Source organism: Paraburkholderia sp. GW821-FHT02A12 (assembly GCF_059422005.1).
Genome location: NZ_JBWKWA010000001.1, coordinates 2,326,430 through 2,343,505 on the forward strand (window position 1 = coordinate 2,326,430; position 17,076 = coordinate 2,343,505).

General features: G+C 61.5%; 9 protein-coding genes and 2 pseudogenes. 5 read left to right on the forward strand and 6 right to left on the reverse strand.

Features of this window, described 5'->3' with window-relative positions:
• Positions 1 to 18: 18 nt before the first annotated feature.
• From AC07WT_RS10500 to AC07WT_RS10510, 3 genes and pseudogenes are all read right to left on the reverse strand, one after another.
• Positions 19 to 585, reverse strand: a pseudogene (locus tag AC07WT_RS10500) (cation:proton antiporter domain-containing protein); the annotation flags it as partial.
• A gap of 260 nt (positions 586 to 845) precedes the next feature.
• Positions 846 to 2,651: a TPR end-of-group domain-containing protein gene (locus AC07WT_RS10505; protein ID WP_494947045.1), complete on the reverse strand. Its 1,806-nt coding sequence runs from the start codon at positions 2,649 to 2,651 to the stop codon at positions 846 to 848.
• Positions 2,652 to 3,356: 705 nt separating this feature from the next.
• Entirely contained in the window at positions 3,357 to 4,088 is a 732-nt protein-coding gene (locus tag AC07WT_RS10510; protein WP_492594542.1) for a GntR family transcriptional regulator, read from the reverse strand.
• A 160-nt stretch (positions 4,089 to 4,248) separates the two neighbouring features.
• Here AC07WT_RS10510 and AC07WT_RS10515 point away from each other — a divergent pair, with 160 nt between their 5' ends.
• Positions 4,249 to 5,619: a class-II fumarase/aspartase family protein gene (locus tag AC07WT_RS10515; RefSeq protein WP_494947046.1), complete on the forward strand. Its 1,371-nt coding sequence runs from the start codon at positions 4,249 to 4,251 to the stop codon at positions 5,617 to 5,619.
• Between the two features lie 26 nt (positions 5,620 to 5,645).
• A complete protein-coding gene (locus tag AC07WT_RS10520) occupies positions 5,646 to 7,061 on the forward strand; it encodes a cation:dicarboxylate symporter family transporter (RefSeq protein WP_494947047.1) in 1,416 nt (471 codons plus the stop codon).
• Between the two features lie 923 nt (positions 7,062 to 7,984).
• Here the strand turns inward: AC07WT_RS10520 and AC07WT_RS10525 are convergent.
• The 3 genes from AC07WT_RS10525 to AC07WT_RS10535 all read right to left on the reverse strand — a co-directional run bounded on the left by AC07WT_RS10525 (position 7,985) and on the right by AC07WT_RS10535 (position 12,640).
• Complete coding sequence (locus AC07WT_RS10525; RefSeq protein WP_494947048.1) at positions 7,985 to 9,511, reverse strand: sensor domain-containing diguanylate cyclase; 1,527 nt, start codon at positions 9,509 to 9,511, stop codon at positions 7,985 to 7,987.
• A gap of 263 nt (positions 9,512 to 9,774) precedes the next feature.
• Positions 9,775 to 10,560, reverse strand: a complete 786-nt coding sequence (pxpA, locus tag AC07WT_RS10530; RefSeq protein ID WP_494947049.1) for a 5-oxoprolinase subunit PxpA — start codon at positions 10,558 to 10,560, stop codon at positions 9,775 to 9,777.
• A gap of 148 nt (positions 10,561 to 10,708) precedes the next feature.
• Positions 10,709 to 12,640: a methyl-accepting chemotaxis protein gene (locus AC07WT_RS10535; RefSeq protein WP_494947050.1), complete on the reverse strand. Its 1,932-nt coding sequence runs from the start codon at positions 12,638 to 12,640 to the stop codon at positions 10,709 to 10,711.
• A 999-nt stretch (positions 12,641 to 13,639) separates the two neighbouring features.
• On the opposite strand from AC07WT_RS10535, the gene AC07WT_RS10540 reads away from it, so the two are divergent.
• From AC07WT_RS10540 to AC07WT_RS10550, 3 genes and pseudogenes are all read left to right on the forward strand, one after another.
• The gene (locus AC07WT_RS10540) at positions 13,640 to 14,911 is read left to right on the forward strand and encodes a chromate transporter (protein WP_494947051.1); all 1,272 of its coding nucleotides are present in this window, start codon (positions 13,640 to 13,642) and stop codon (positions 14,909 to 14,911) included.
• Between the two features lie 50 nt (positions 14,912 to 14,961).
• Entirely contained in the window at positions 14,962 to 16,524 is a 1,563-nt protein-coding gene (locus tag AC07WT_RS10545; RefSeq protein WP_494947052.1) for a sensor domain-containing diguanylate cyclase, read from the forward strand.
• A pseudogene (locus AC07WT_RS10550) lies at positions 16,525 to 16,878 on the forward strand (hypothetical protein); the annotation flags it as partial.
• Positions 16,879 to 17,076: the final 198 nt, after the last annotated feature.

Genomic DNA, 17,076 nt, shown 5'->3' on the forward strand with positions numbered 1-17,076 from the left:
AGCGTTCCGTGGAGTTTCTTACTTGCGCACAGGCATCTCGCTCATAGCGGGCATAGCCCTTCTGAGGACACGCCCGAAGGTCGTTCCTTGCACGAGTATGGAAAAAATGACGATCACGTAGGTCGCGGTGAGGATCAGCTCACGCTCCGGACCCGCCGGCAGCAATAGCGCCAGCGCGATCGACAGGGCGCCTCGAAGCCCGCCCCAGATCAGCAGCGGGATCGTGCCTGCCGGAAACTCGAAACGCGCGCGGATCGTCCAGATCGGAATCGCCACACTGATCGCACGACCAAGCAGCACGCATTCGATACCGATCAGTCCGAGCAGCAGATATGAGCCAGCGGCCTTGATCGCGATCATCTCCAGGCCGATCAGGAGAAAGAGCACGCCATCCAGAATATCGTCGATCACCTCCCAAAACACTGTCAGGTACTGGCGAGTCTGTTCCGAGAATGCCGTCTTCCATCCTTCATTGCCCAGAAACAGCCCGTCAACCACAACGGCAATGGGCCCTGAGAAGTGAAGCAGTTCTGCCAGCGCGTATGAGCCCATGCATAAGGCAATCGAGAGCAGGACCTCGACATGATGATTGTCGCCAGCAAAACTGCAATGGCCACCCCTTTAGCCTCGCTCCGACTCATACCAGCCCCGGCCGCTTTCAACGCATTTATAGGCCGCTCTAGGTGAGGCTAGGTCAATTCTGGCTACAGTCGGATGCGCTCATGGCTCCAGCCATTCCCCCCCCCCGCCGACGCGACAGCGTTAGGGGGAGACGCTGATTCAGCGACTGCAGCCGGAGTAATGCGCAACCACTTGCCCTGGCGCCCATCACAGAGCGTCGTCCTTCAGATCTGGTTGAACCCGACGCGGGATAGCAGTTCAGAGAATCTGGGATCGAAGCGAGCGCTGTCGAAGGTAGGTTCTGTCCTGAGCTCAATGAAGTCAGGACTGTGCTCATCGTAGGCTTTTTCCAGCCAGCCGAAGGTCTGCTCTTTGTCCCCGAGCGAACCAAACACTTTCGCCATGTTGTAGGGGTGGACGTAGTGCTTTTCGGATTCCGTCTCCAGCGCATCCACGATCTGCTGCATGGCCGCTCTCATGTCGGCGGCAGCGTAGGTCTGGGACAGCCCCGTCAGCGCCTCTGTGCTCCTCCCGGAAAGCGTTACAGCCTTCTGCATCTCCTCGATTGCGTCATCGAACAACTTCTGTTGCTGGTAAACCAATCCCAGCCTGAAGTGAAGCAGAAAGTGGTTTGGATCGATTTCCAGGGCTTTACGGAGTTCGTCCCGTGCCTGGTCGTATCGCCGAGCAAGGTACAAGATGATGGCAACAGATGAATTCAGCACTGAATTCAACGGATCCATCTGTTGGGACTGCCTGACCCTGGCAATGGCTTCTTCGGCTCTGCCTGCCATCATGAGATATTCCGCGTACCAATAATAGGCGATCGCGTGTCCTGGATTCAGTTCAATGGCGCGCAGAAAATCCTGTTCCAGATCGACCCAATCCCAATCGTGCAAACGCACATGGGCCAGTGACGCATAAGCCTCACCCAAATCAGGTTCAATCTGCAGCGCTTTCCTGGCTGCCATTTTTGCTTTATGAAACGTTTCGCGCGCAGGGCTCACGCCGCGACATGCAAGCATCGTGTAAGCATCGGCCACTCCGTCATAGGCGGCCGCAAAGTTCGGCTGGTGTCCAATAGCGAGCTGAAAATACTCAATGCTCTTTCGCATTCCTTCTTCGGTGCGCTTGGACAAGAAGTGACGCCCCTTGAGATACGCTTCGTGCGCCTGCGCATCAATGGCAGGAGTACGGTCTAAACGCCCTTGCTCGTGCGGCGTGAGCTTGATCTCAATTTCGCGGGCAATTGCCTTGGCCACCTCGATCTGGAGTGCCAGGATGTCATGTCGGTTCCCCTCGTAGGTCTCGGCCCAAAGGTGCGTTTCGTCGCTTACCCGGATGAGCTGCGCCGCAACCCGTACCCGATCTCCGGCACGCCGGACGCTTCCCTCAAGCACGTGGGAAACCCCGAGGTCTTGGCCGATCTGATGAACGGTCTTGGTCGTGGATTTGTAGCGCATCGCCGAAGTCCGGGCGATTACACCCAGGCGCTCCGGGCTGAGCCGGGCAAGTTGGGTGATCATATCCTCAGTTAAGCCCTCACTGAAGTAATCATATTTGTCGCCGCCACCAAGACTTTCGAACGGAAGCACGACCAGTATCACTCGCCCCTCCGATGGCCATGGATTATTTGGGAGCGGTAATGCTTCCCGTTCACTCGGTTCGCTTTCCACCAGCGCCCTGCCGTTAGGTTGCAAACGCCCCGGTCCATCCTCGGTGAGCGGCGGCCTTCCTGGGACAGCAGTGACCGGTCGGTGCCGGTTCCGATACAGCGCATCAGCCACAATGATTGCGATTCCAACAAAGACAATCACCGGCCGGGCATCGAGCGCCAAGCGCGACAAATGCTCCACCCTCTCTGGCGCCGCAATATAGCGGATTAGTCGAGCGATGAATTCCTGCGGCGCGAAGCCGGTGATTGCCAAGAGGACGCCCCCAATGAACCATTCGCTAACCCGCTCTCGCAACATCGCCCACAGGTGCCTCGGTATTCGCTGTGGGGTTCGTCCGTCTTTTTCATCTTCCATGGCGTCCCCGCATAGAGTCGTGTCGACCAGGCGTTACGGTCCCTGGCGCGGCACAGGAAGTTGGGAAGTGGGCTAAGGCGTACACGCCGTCGCAATCTTCGCGCGACATTCTCTAGCCTACACAAACAGCGCTCATTGTTTCTGTGGCGAGAGGTAGCGCAGCGCTGCGGTCCGCTAGTAGCCTTCAAGTGACTCGAACGATTCGTGCGCGCGGGAGGATCAAGAAGATTGCAATTCGTACCACGCCAACATAGCTACATTAATAACTATCTGCTTTTCTCAGACGAAGATCTACGCACCACCGCGCAGACCACCCAGCCCCTCCAGTGGATTCGCCCCCTCGGAGGGGGCGTCGCGGAGAAAGGAATTTCCTTCGAATGTAAGAATCGGGGCTACCTGAACAAAGGCGCAATGCAATAACCGACGCCGTGCTCACGGAAAGTGCCCCGTCTGTGCGCCACCGGTCAGCGTCGAATACCAGAACGTCCACTCCTGGCCGACTGCCGCCGAACGCGGCCGGCCGTAGCCGACCCACACCTGCCCTTCATGAAGACATTTCTACCGTCAGCAATGACGCACATAGCGGACACCGAGGGTCGATTGTCTTAAGCGTTGCTGTCGGTCGGGTTTGGAACGAAGCAGCCAATTGGCCGCAAAATGCGGTCGATTGGTCCACCTACGCCGCCCCTATAACCCCTGCGGGGGCTAAGCGTCGGAGCGCTTCAGTCGCATCGAAACCGAGAAGCGTTCAGCTGGATGGACGCTAATCGACACCTCGAAGGTTTCCCCCGCGGAGTCGAGATAGCGCCGCACAATCTCAAGCGCCGCAGTCCCCTTCGCGACTTTCAGCCTTTCCGCCATCTCCTGCGAAATCAGAGCGGCGTGCACGTCCTGCTGGATCTCCGCGATGCAGCGACCATAGCGCGCTTCGATTAACGAACTGATCAGCGTATCCGGTTGAGCTCGCGCAGCCTCTGCGACTTCCGTATAAGCCGGGTCGATATACACGTCGGTCCAACCGACTGGCGGACTCTCTCTGTCGCCGTCGATGCGCAGGCTCGACACGCGCAGCCATCGCGCACCGTCTGCACATTTCAGCGTCTTGGCGAGCTTGCCGCTTGCGAAGATCTCCTCCGTCGATTGCACCAGACGCAAGTGCTCGGAGCCGAACTGCACGAGATCGTCCACCGATGCGAGCGACGGCCGAAACTCGTTCTTCGGCTGCGCCGATTCGACGCGCGTTCCCGCGTTCTTGCGCCGCGACACGAACCCCAACTGCTGCAATTCGTGCAGTGCTGCGCGAACCGTATGCCGGCTCGTCTGATAGTGGTCGCGCAGTTCAAGTTCGGTGGGCAGATACGAGCCGACCGGATAGCGGCCGGACGCAATGCCCTGAGTCAAGTCGCGAGCGATGTCAGCGAAGTGCGGTCTGTTCATTTGGGTGGCGATGCAGTCGATTTATCAGAGGCCAGGGTAAATCATAGCTTGCTCAACATGTCCGGACATATTAATTTGTTTATGTCCGGACATATCGCTGATTTAGCGAATGACTCCGCCCCTTTTTAAAACCGGTTTCCTGCACTTTCCAGAGGTCGTCATGACGAGCCGCACTATCCCCATGGCCAGCACGGTGGTCGATTCAATCCTGTTCCGCGACGCCTTCGGCACGGCGAAGATGCGTGCGCTGTTCTCCGATTACGCGCTCGTGCAGCGCTATATCGAAGTGGAAGTGGCGCTGGCCAAGGCTGAAGCGCGCGTCGGCGTGATTCCGGCCGACGCGGCGGAAGTGATCGCCCGTGAATCGACGATCGAGCGGATCGATTTCGATCACATGCGCGAGGAGACAGGCATTGTGGGTTATCCGATTCTGCCGCTCGTTCACCAACTCGTCGGCATGTGCGGCGAAGCGGGCCGCTACGTCCATTGGGGCGCGACGACACAGGACATCATGGATACGGCGGTCTCGCTGCAGGTGCGCGATGCGCTCGATGTGATCGACAGCGACATACGCGAACTGCGCGCGATTCTGGTCGATCTTGCAAAGAAACACCGCGATACGCCGATGGCGGGCCGCACACACTTGCAGCAGGCGTTGCCCGTCACGTTTGGCTACAAGGTCGCGATCTGGCTGGCGATGTTCGACCGGCATCAGCAACGCCTCGCCGAGCTGCGTCCGAGGGTGGCCGTCGTCGAATTCGCAGGGGCCGCGGGCACGCTGGCCTCGCTCGGTGACAAAGGTTTCGAGGTTCAGAAGGCGCTCGCCGATGAATTGAAGCTCGGCGTACCCGCAACCACGTGGCACGTGGCACGCGACGGTTTCGCCGAAGCGGTCAACCTGCTCGCGCTCGTGACTGGCTCGCTCGGCAAGATCGCGCTGGACATCATGATCATGGCGTCGACGGAGTTCGCCGAAGTGTACGAGCCGTTCGTCAAGGGGCGCGGAGCGAGCAGCACCATGCCGCAAAAACGCAATCCGATTTCCAGCGAACTGATGCTTGCCGCGGCGAAAGCGGTGCGTCAGCACGCGGGGCTGATGGTCGACGCGATGATCCAGGATTTCGAGCGCGCCACGGGCCCATGGCACGCGGAATGGATCGCGATTCCCGAGAGCTTCATCCTTTCGGCTGGCGCGCTGCATCAGGCGAAGTTCGCGCTCGGCGGCTTGATCGTCGACACCGAACGCATGAAACATAACCTGGGCATCACCAGGGGATTGATCGTCGCGGAGGCGGTCATGATGGGAATGGCGCCGTTCACCGGCCGCCAACAGGCTCACGATATCGTCTACGACGCCTGCCGTACCGTGAACGAGAAAGGCGGCACGCTCGCCGAAGCGCTAGCGGCGCTGCCCGAAGTCACCACGCACTTCGACCGCGCGGCGATCGATCGAATGACCGATCCAGCCAACTATCTCGGCCTCGCGCCGCACATGGTTGATCGCGCCGTCGAATTGTCCAGCGGCATCTGAGTGAAAGGCGTGGAGGAGCACACATCATGAACAACGATATCGCATTAAACGAAACGCCGGACGTTCCGCCGCCCAGAAGGCTGCCGTGGTACCGCAAGCTGGGCATACAGGTTCTGGTCGGGCTGGTCCTCGGGATTGCCGTTGGTCTGATCTTCCCAAAAGCTGGTGGACAGCTTAAGGTACTGGGCGACATCTTTCTGTCGCTTATCAAGGCCGGTGTTGCGCCGCTGGTGTTTCTCACCATCGTGCATGGCATCGCGTCGGCGGGTGACGTCAAGAGCGCGGGCCGCGTAGGATGGCGCTCGATCGTCTATTTCGAAGTGGTATCGACCATTGCCTTGATGGTCGGCCTGCTGGCGGGCAACCTGCTGCAAACCGGAAAAGGCATGACGGCCGTCGCAGTTGGAGCGGCACCGCCGGTGGTTGCAAAGATGGAGTCACAAGGCTTCGTCGCGTTTGTCATGCACATCGTGCCGGACAACTTCATCGGCGCCTTCGTGAAGGGAGAACTGCTGCAGGTGGTGGTGCTGGCTGTGATGGTCGGTATCGGGATACTTGCGATTCCTGAACGCCGCCGCGTCAGGATCAACGAGGGACTCGATCTGGTTTCCGAAGTCCTGTTCTCGTTCATCAACCTGGTGATGAAGTTTGCGCCGCTCGGCACCTTCGGCGCCGTCGCTTATTCGGTGGGTAGCAACGGTACTGCTGTGCTGATTGCGCTTGCCCAGCTCGTTTTCAGTTTCTATGCGGTCGTAATCCTGTTCATCGCCGTGGTAATGGGGATCATCGCGAAGGTGGCAGGTTTCAGTCTGTGGCGCTTCCTGCGCTATATCAAGGACGAGATCTTCATCGTGCTGGGTACTGCGTCGTCGGAGAGCGCGCTGCCGCGTCTTCTGATCAAACTCGAGCGGCTTGGCTGCGCGAAGCAGACTGTCGGGCTCGTGCTGCCGACGGGTTATGCATTCAACCTTGACGGGACGTCCCTGTTCATGTCGATGGGCGTGCTGTTCATTGCTCACGCGTATGGCGTGCCAATTACGCTACAGCATCAGGTGGGCCTACTCCTGTTGATGCTGTTGACCTCCAAGGGCGCGGCCACGGTGTCGGGCGGATCGTTTGTGGTGTTTGCTGCGACGGTGGCGTCGACCGGCATCCTGCCTGTTGAAGGGGTCGCGGTGATCTTCGGTGTCTACCGCTTCATGTCAATGGCGATCGCCACCTGCAACACGATCGGTAACAGCCTTGCTACGGTCGTGATTGCAAAGTGGTCGCATACGTTCGATGCGCAGGTTGCGGAGCGTCATTTCTATCCGGAGCGTTACCCGGCCACCGCGCAGGCCGATGAAAGTCTTGCTGACGGTAACTTGCTGCCCGAGGACATGAGTGACGCGAATCCGCACCCGAGCGGCATCCCTATGAAAAGTGCAGGCACTGCGCGATGATCTGTTCCGCTCGGCCCCCGGCGCCTCGTCGGAGGCCTGGCGCTTCAGCGCTCTATCAGTTGGCGGCCGGACTGCCACTGATGTAGTGCGATCGTCCGAAATGGTCAAGGAACCAGCCATTCATGCGCAGTGAGCGACCGTCGCTTGATGGCCGCACTGAGACGAATGACACCCTCGCGGGTGGCGCCTCTGCATCGTTGAACGACGAACTTCCGTCGCCGAACCTTGGGGTCCTTCAGTCCTTCGAATAACGGTCGTCCAATATCATCCGCCCCTTTGCCGGGAGATGCGCTATGCGGGCGCAAGCTTGCCACTACTATAGAAAGAAAGATGAAATGTGATTGCCTCGAGCAGCCCACAATCTGCAGGATCGAAGGCACCGTGCGGGCACTCTTTCCGAGCTTTAGTCGCATCGATACTGCAGATTGGAAGGCACTTCTCCGATGCCCAACGTGTGGGCAGCTCTGGTCCGTCGACGAATGGGACAAATATCAGGCCCAGTTCGCGGTCAAGATCGCGGACTTCGACGCTTGGCAAGTGTCTGATGAGGTCCAGCGTAAGTTGCACCTTACCCAGTCGCGTGGCGAGAACGCAGAAGCGAAGTGTATGCGGAACGACTGCGAGAAACGACAGCTAAACGGCAGTGCGTATTGTGTCAATCATCTCTACGCTACGGGCGTGAGAACCGGACTCCGTCGCGCGACCTGATAACGAATCGCCCCGGGACGGCCTAGTGACGGAAGTAGGCTGTAGCCTAAAGTTTACACTCCGGCGCTTTGAGCGCAGACGGCCAAAAAGCATTGGCCGCTACAACGCCGCCCTAGCTAGAAGCCCACCAACGCTCGGCTTCCTCTCACAGCCACTGAAACGTCTATGCCGGAGTTACCGTCCAACACCCTGTCGGGGCGTCCGGAACCGGGTGCTCATGCCGGCACGAACGGCGACACCTTGTTCCGGCCGGTGGCCTTGGCGGTGTACAGCGCCTCGTCGGCAGCCTTGATCACCGCGGTCACATCACCGTCCTGCTCTGGTGCCCAGCTGGCCGTGCCAATGCTGGCGGTGACGCGCCCGTATTCGCTGCCCGCGTGCTCGATCGCCAGTTCGCTGATCGCCTCGCGGATCTGCTCGGCGATCCGCGCGGCGCCCGCCGGTGGGGTGTCAGGCAGCACCACGACGAACTCCTCCCCGCCGTAGCGCGCCGCACTGTCTCCAGGCCGCCGGATGTTCTCGCCGATGCACCGTGCCACCGCGGCCAGCGCGTCGTCGCCGGCCTGGTGGCCGTACGTGTCGTTGTAGGCCTTGAACCGGTCAATGTCGACGAACAGCAGCGAAAACATGCTGCGCGTGCGGCGGGCCCGGCGCCATTCCTGGTCGAGAATCTCGCCCAGCGTCCGGCGGTTGTTCAGCCCGGTGAGACCGTCCGTTTTCGCGAGCAGTTCCAGTTCCGATTCGGCACGCATCCGGCGCCGCAGCTGGGCGCCCAGCATGAACGACAGCGCGACGAACCCCAGACCGAAGGCGACCATCACCGAGCCGATCGTCATCGCGCGCTGCCGCCACGCCGCATAGATGTCCTGCTCCGCCTCGGCCACCATGATGATCAGCGGCAGATCCGGAAAATTCCTGAATAGATACAGCCGGCGCACACCGTCAATCGACGCAGTGTCCGAGAAGCTGCCTTCTGCTGCCGACCTGAAATGCCGGAACGTGCTGGCCTTGCTGATATCGCGTCCGATGGTGCGCACGTTATACGGCTGGCGCATGACCATGATGCCGTCCCGGCCGATCAGGGCCACGGATCCGTGCGGCCCAAGGGACAGTCCGGCGAACAACGTGTGGAAATACTCGAGATCGACGGCGATCAGCACGATGCCGGCAAACGAGCCGTCCGGACGCGAAAGCCGCCGGGTCAGCGCGACGCTCGGCGAGCCGTTACGCAGTCGCGAGCGAAAGGGATCGCTGATGTAGAGGCCGACATCCGGATGGTCGCGCTGGATCGTGAAATACCTGCGATCGGCAAAATTGCCCTTGCGCGGAACGTCGCTCCCCGAATCAACGACGACGTTGCCCGAGGCATCCAGCACCAGCATCGATTCAAGGTATCTGGCAGTCGCCGCACGATCGAACAGCACCTGTCGCCGCAGACGGGGCGGCAGTGCCAGCACGTCAGGGTCGCGCATGCCGTCGACGACCTCCTGCAGGGATAGCGCGTACAGCTCGAAATTCCGCTCGATGTCGCGCTCGGCGATCAGGGCAAGGTTGCGTGACGTCTCGCGGGCGCGGTCCATCGCGTCGAGGCGCCCCTGGTACAGCACCGTCGCGCATAGGGAGACCATGACAAGCGCGATGAAAATCCCGCCCCAGATAATGGCCTGGGGCGCGAGGCCGCCGCGCCACAGGCGTCCAGCCAGGGACGGAAGCGCCCTCTTCTTTTTCGTCACGGTCTCCATCCTGCCCCCAATGCCCTTCAGGAAAATCCACCGCGCATGTACGCGAGGCCGGGCTGAAGTCCAGCGTTGATCGTCTGGCGCTAACTGGCATTTCCAGATCCGGCGTCTGAAAGAGCGACCGGAATTCTACCGGTTCGCCCATCCGTTGTCGGCAATTTATCTGTTTTCTTGACCCATATCATCCAGACGGCATTTTCTTTTTGGCATTTGTGGACAACAGCGATTAAACCCACTTCGAACGCAAGCCGATACGCCAGAACAACTCAATCACTCAGCTCAACCTCCGGAATCATTTGCGTTGCGCAGGTTGATGGGCGAACCGATATTTCCGCTGCCGCCAGTACGGCACGAATCTGCCTGGCAAACGTCACTGCGTGCGCCCCGTCTCGGTGCAGACAGAGGGTCTGCGCACGCACTCGCACCCATGTACCGTCGCGCGTGCGCACGCGCTGGTCCCGGATCATGACGAGCGCCTGCTCGCAGGCCTCGGCGTCACTGTCCAGCAGCGCCCCCGACTCCGTGCGCGGCACGAGTTTGCCATCCGCCGTGTATCCCCGGTCGGCAAACCCCTCTTCGACGGCAGCCAGACCCATGGCGCGCGCCACGTCGATCAGTTGGCCACCTGCGAGCCCAAAGACCGCCAGGCGAGCGTTAGTGTCCCGGACGGCATGCACAACCGCCAGTGCCAGGTTGAGATCCCGCTCAGCCTGGTTATACAGGGCCCCATGAGGCTTGACATGGGTCAGGCGGCCGCCACGGCCGTGGACAATCGCCGCAAGCGCCCCGACCTGATACTGCACGCCGGCATAGACCTCTTCGGGACGAAGATCCATGACGACCCGCCCGAAATGCTCGCGGTCGGGAAAGCTCGGGTGAGCGCCGATCGCGACGCCGCGCTGCAGCGCTTCATCCGTCACGCGGCGCATCGTTGTTGCGTCACCGGCATGCCACCCACACGCGATATTGACCGAACTGGCGAAAGCCAGCAGTGCCGTATCGTGCTCAAATCCCTCGCCAATATCGACGTTCAAATCAATTGTTTGCTGCATCAGCTGTCTCCTGCGTACATGGTCGACTGCACCGTATTCGCCGGCGCGTCGGGTCGTCAATACAGGAAAGCGCGAATCGGCGCGACGTTCCGAGCCTTAGCCCGGCGCGAGCGATGCCGCGATTGCGCCCCCTGCCCACCCTCTCCCGTCAAGCTCCACTCTCGGCTACCGCGTGGAGCTGGTCCTTTGGCATCCTCAGGTTGTAATCGCGTACGATGCCGTCCTTCACCTCGATCGCTTCCGGCAGTCGGAATACCGACACCGCCGCCTTCAGGTGCTGCGTCTGATCTTCGAGCGACCCGGCTGCGGCGGCGGCCTCCTCGACCAGTGCCGCATTCTGTTGTGTGACTTCGTCCATCTGCGAAACCGCGCGATTGACCTGCTCGACTCCGCTGCTCTGCTCGGCGGAAGCCGCCGCGATATCACCCATCCTGTCGCTCATGCCGCGAACCGCCTGGACAATCTCGTCCATCGTACGGCCGGCCTGCTCCACCAGTTGGGAGCCGCGCTCCACCTGGCGTGTGGAATCTTCGATCAACTCCCTGCTCCCCTGCGCCGCGGTCGCGCTGCGCTGCGCCAGCCGGCGCACTTCGGCCGCCACCACGGCAAAGCCGCGGCCCTGTTCGCCTGCCCGCGCAGCTTCGACTGCAGCGTTCAGTGCCAGGAGATTGGTCTGGAAGGCGATCTCATCGATCACGCGAATGACGTCTTTGATCTGCTTCGAGCGGTCGGTGATACCGCGCATGGTCTGCACGACCTCGCTCATGACGTCGCCGCCACACACCGCGATTGCCGCTGTGTTGCCGGCGAGTTGACCCGCCTCGCGCGCGTGCCCGGCATTCTGCTTCGCGGTAGCGGTCAGCTCGTCCATGATCGCGGCGGTCTCTTCGAGCGAGGCGGCCTGTTGCTCGGTGCGCTGGGACAGGTCGAGATTGCCGGCCGAAATCTGGCTGGTTGACGTGACCACCGAGTCAGCCGCCTCCCGTACCTTGCCCACGGTTCGGGCCAGGCTGTCTTTCATGTCGTTGAGTGCCTGCATCAGCAAGCCGGTTTCGTCCCTTGACCTGAAATCAATCGCACCGGTCAGGTCTCCCGAGGCCACCGCCTGAGCGACCTGCACCGCTTCGCCCAACGGCCTTGTAATGCTGCGGGTGATCCACCACGCGAGGCCGAGGCCGAGCATCACGGCCAAGGTCCCCAACCCCACGATGAGCCTGCGCGCGGCGGCAATGTCAAGGCGCGCCTGAGCGCCGGCCACCTCCATCTGCTGCCTCTGGAACACGACCATCGCCCTGACCTCGTCCTGCAAGGCATCCAGTGCCGGAAGCGTCTCCTTGCGCACCATCTCGGTCGCCTCGTCGCGTCGCCCTTGCGCGAGCAGCTTTCCCACCTGCGTGAAGGACATCACATAGCGGGCGCGGGTGTCCTCTACTTTGTTCAGCACCACCATGCCTTGCGCCGACGATACGCGTTGACGCAACGTCTGCATCGCCTCATCGATCGCTTTCCTGTTAGCGTCGATCGACGCCTGGATTCTGGCTGTGTGCGCCGGATCACTGGCAATGAAGAGTTCAAGGGTGTTCCTTGCGTTCCAGCGCGTGCGCGCATTGATGATCTGCGCCGCATCCGCCTTGACCCAGTGCTCGTCGATCTGCTGGTTGTTGTCGGCGATACTGGCGAGGCGCGTCAGCCCCACGACGAGTAGCGCGGCCAGCAACATCAGGACGAGCCCGAAGCCCACGGTTAATCTGGTTCCGATTTTCATGTATGCAAGAAGCATCACGGCATCACCTTTATTCCCTGACGGCAGGCCGACCAGGCCACTGCTGGCATCAGGCGTTGCTCCGTCGGCGTCGCGACGACGGATGCCAGCCATACCCGGCCTGGTCGGCGGACCCGCGTCCAGTTTCGTAAAAACTACGTACTCTTTAGCAATCGTGTTCCAAGCGAACTTGTCTGTCTGTAATAACGGTTGCACGCAGACGACCTTTACGGGTAGCAGCATCGATGAGGAAATTTCGGTGGATTTCGCCATAGACGGGCGGTTGACGCAAAGAGGCGAAACACGCAGCAGTGTCATTCCGAAAAATCTCCCCGGCTGCGACAAACTGGCCCTCATTGAATCGCGTTGACCGCGTGTATACCCTCTCCCGCGCACCCGCGAGGTTGACTTTGCGCGGATCTCGCCGAATGCAGAGATGCGGACGCTGCCCTGTCGGGAAATGCAAGGCGCTGGAACATCCCGCCCAGGTGAGTCTCACGCCTGAGACATCACCCTCGCGCGTTGCTTGAAGTCACTGAGCCGAGTCCATTGGGGGGCACGACACCACATGATTCGCGCGTGCCTGGGCTCCCAGCGTGCGATTCGGGTCGCGTCACACCCTCGAGGCTCTTGTCGCGAAAACGCCAGAGGATCGGGCAAATGCGCAAAGCCGCCTCGCAGATAGAGGCCGTTCCATCAGCGTTCGAGATACAAATTTGCAACATCTCGGGCAAAGCCCTTCTCATCGAACCACAACGACTGCTTCCGTCATGTGGTCGTCCTGGCGGATGCCCTTACCCTCGCTCGTAGCACACGACGGAGCATGGCTCGACGGTGTTAAAACGGCCGACCGCGCCGTTACGCCGCTAGCACATTAAAACATCATTTTTAGTTAGCATTCCGACATACACAACATGCCTAACCGTGTTATGCGGCCGCTTTCAGGTTTCACGTCTGATACACCGCGCACGGATTTCCCCGGTTGCTGTTCATCCTTTCGTTGCAGGCGCCCCGGCGACCACACAGAAGGTGGTACTGGCACAGTTGTCGCGTAGGAGAGGAAGCGCGCGGTAGTCAAGGCGTTTCCGGTGTGCCGCAGTGTCCCATGAACAGGACGCTTCGACCGGCAGCACTGCAGCCGGACGCACACCTGGTCCAGATGCGCCGCGGCAGAGGGATGTCGTTCACGCTGGCCGGCAGGGGCTACCGCATTTTTTGTGGCTGGTCTGTTGGATGCCGCACCAACCGTAGTCGCACATTTTCGCCTCTTCCGTTCTGCATATATTTAGTGATGCAAATTTAAAGGATGATAACAAGATGACAAGAATTCTCGAGAGCATTCGGCTTCTGCGCTCGAACCGGCTCATTGAACCGACCCCGGCGTTCGAAGCAACGGCAGCGATCAGGGATGAGGTAGCTGCTCATCCTGCCGGCGAGTCTTTGTGGAGTCTTTTCTGGATCGTAATCGGGTTGTCGTCAGTGTCGTGGGGCGGTCTCGCGCTCATGGCGCAACTTGAAAATCAGTATGTCGAGCGGCGCGGACTGCTCTCGCGGCAGGAGTATGCCGACCTCGTTGCGCTGGCGTGGATGACGCCGGGCCCGGTCGGCTGCAACGTGGCCGTGCAACTCGGCAACGCGTTGCGGGGCCGGTGTGGCGCATGGGTAGCCGGCGCGGCAAGCGTGCTGCCATTCGTCATCGTGATGACGCTCTTCGCGATCTTCTACCGGTCGCCATCAATCCGCGCAGTCGCGTCGCCCACGCTGCTCACGCATTTCAGCGTCGTCCTTGCGACATTGATCGGGGTGACGTGGTGGAAGCAGACGCGCACCCTCGTGAAGGGCCGCCTTGAACGGAGCGCGACCATCGCAGCGACCGTCGTGCTCGCGCTTTCGCACCATCCGGCGGCCTACGTCGCGCTGCTTGGCAGCGCGTTCCTGCTCGGCTGGTGGAAAAGCGCCGCCAGCGGCAACCCCGTGAAACTGAAGATGTCGCGCGCAGAATGGCCGCTTGTGGTGGCGCTCGTGGCGATGCTCGCCCTCTTCGCGGTTCAGATCCCGGGCCCATGGGAAAGCGCGCTGCTCTGGCCGCGCCTGGCCGGCGCCGGCATGACACTGTTCGGCGGTGGGTTCTCCGCACTGCCCGTGTTAAAGAGCCTCTTCGTCACGCCGGCTGTCGGCGTGACCGAAAGCGACTTCCACCTCGCGTTCGCGCTATCCCCCATCTCCCCCGGTCCGCTTCTGAACGTCATCCCGTTCCTCGGCTACATGATTCAGGGGTGGACCGGCGCCATCGTGGCAACGCTCGCACTGTTTGTGCCGTCCGGTTGCCTCGTCGTCCTGGCGCAGCGCCATCTGCGGCGCCTGAAGGCACACACGCGCTTCGAACACGGGATGCGTGTATTGCGCGCGGTGACAACGGCGTTTCTCGCCGTCGCGGTGCTCCACATCGCCATGCGCATCCCGCTTCAGCCGGTCTATCTGCTGACGGCAGGCTTCGCGCTCGTTGCCTTCGGCAAACTGAAGCTGCCCGTCTATCTGGTGTACGGCATCGTGTTCGTCGCATGCGTCGGCGGATCCGTCCTGCTCTAGCCCCGGTTCTCAAGCATAACAAGAGGTGCGTGATGCAACGGACTCTCACAATGCGGGCAGCACCCATGTCGGTACGTGGGCCTGTCGGTCTCCTCACCATCGGCGTCAGTCTGGCGTTCGCCCTTTGCGTGCTGTGCGCAGCGATGCTCAATGAGTCACGTGAGGATGCGGCGAGGCATGCGCTTGCGCGGGCCGCCAACCTCGCGCTCATCGTCGAGCACGACGCGTCGCAGCTCATCGAGACCGACGACCTGTGCCTGCAGGCGGTCATCGCGAAGCTGAATGACCCGGCTGTGGGCAAGCTGCCGCCCGAACTGCGTCAGCGGGTGTTGTTCGATTGCGTCGGTGCCTCGACGGGTATGGACGGGTTCGTGGTTCTGGACGCAACGGGCGCAGTGATCGCCGAGTCGGGAAATGGCCTGGCGCGCATCGCGAACCTGACCGGGCGCGACGACTTCGGGGCGCCCCGTCAGTCCGCGAATGCCGGACTCCACCTGAGTCACGCGTACCGGTCGGACCCGTCGGGCGACATTGACACCATCGCAGTGAGCCGCCAGATCCCACGCCAGGACGGCAGTCTTGCTGGCGTAGTGGTCGGCTTCGTGCGACTGGACCCATTCCGGCACCGACTCGCGAGCGTGAATCCCGGCGCAGGCAACTCGATATTATTGATGCTGGCCGATGGCACGACGATGGCAGAGCGCCCGTCTGGCAAGAAGATCATCGAGACGGACCCGCAAGCGAATACTACCCGGGGTAGCCGGTCTGTCGCGGGAACGGTCGCAGGCGCCGCGTCCGTCGACGGCGTCCGGTCCTGGCATGTGGTTCGGCACGCCACCGGCCTGCCGTTGATGGTGGATGTGGTGCTCACGCGACAGGAAGTCTACGCGGGGTGGCGCCCGCGCGCGTGGATTTTCGGCTCGCTGGCTGCAACGCTCGGCGCGGCCATCGTCCTGATGGCGATAGCGTTGTCGCGGCATCTACAGCACAGACTCGCGCTCGAAGACGAGCTCCAGGCGCTTGCGTGCACCGATAGCCTGACGGGCCTGGGCAATCGACGCGCGTTCGACGACACGGCGCAAACCGAGTGGGATCGCACAAGGCGCCAGCGACGGCCGCTGTCGGTGCTAGTCATCGACGTCGACCATTTCAAGGGGTTTAACGATCGCTACGGCCACGGCGCCGGCGACGGTGCGCTAGCCGCCGTCGCCCGATGCATCCACGCGAGCCTTCAACGCCCAGGGGATGCGGCGATGCGCTACGGTGGAGAGGAATTCGCCGTGCTGCTCCCTGACACCGACCTGCACGGTGCCGCCCACGTCGCCGAAAGGATTCGCGCATCGGTCCAGCAACGGGCACTACAGCATGCCGATAGCGCACACGGCGTGCTGACGGTGAGCATCGGTCTCGCGTGCTCCGAACAGGGAGACTATCGCCAGTTCAGGGCGATGGTCGACGCAGCAGACGCCGCATTGTACGGAGCCAAGGGTAGTGGGCGAAACCAGGTGACCCATCGGCCCGCGCCCCGGCCTTCCGCTGAAGACCTCACGCCTGTGGGTTACGGGGCCATGCCCTCGCCTGAACTGATGGGCTGCCACGGAAGTATGGCGTGAGTGCCGAGACGAGTTCACGACCGATTCGCACTGAGACACAGCGAAGCGATGACGCAAGGCGTAACCCGCATCGCGGCTGCCAGGAGACGCGGCGTTTATCCGGGTTTTCTGCAGCACACTGCCTTCGTGACAGTGAATCCGGAACGTCACCTGGCCTCGCACCTGAACGACTACTTCGACGTGTCCGGCGAGGACGCCGAGGCGGCTGAAGCGCATCGCCGCTTTTACGACGGATACAGCGCGGTGCTCGACATGGCGGCCGACTATTACCTGGAGACGGTTCAGGGGGTCTTTCAGGGGTTCCGCCTTGCGCGCGGCCCCTGGCGGGTGGACGGTGAGCCTGTTCGCCCCCGGCGCCGGTTACCGGCGGCGTCCTGGCGGTTGGCCAAGCGATTTTCAGAGCGCAAATTTACGGATCTTGAGCCCCCCAACCCGCGCGATCGTCGCCAGCAACAACATTCAGGGCCTGAAGGAAAACGGGCTCCCCCTTTGTGTACCTGACGCGGCGTCCCCATCGGCGCGCGCCGTCCGGGCGGATTACGGCGGACCCTG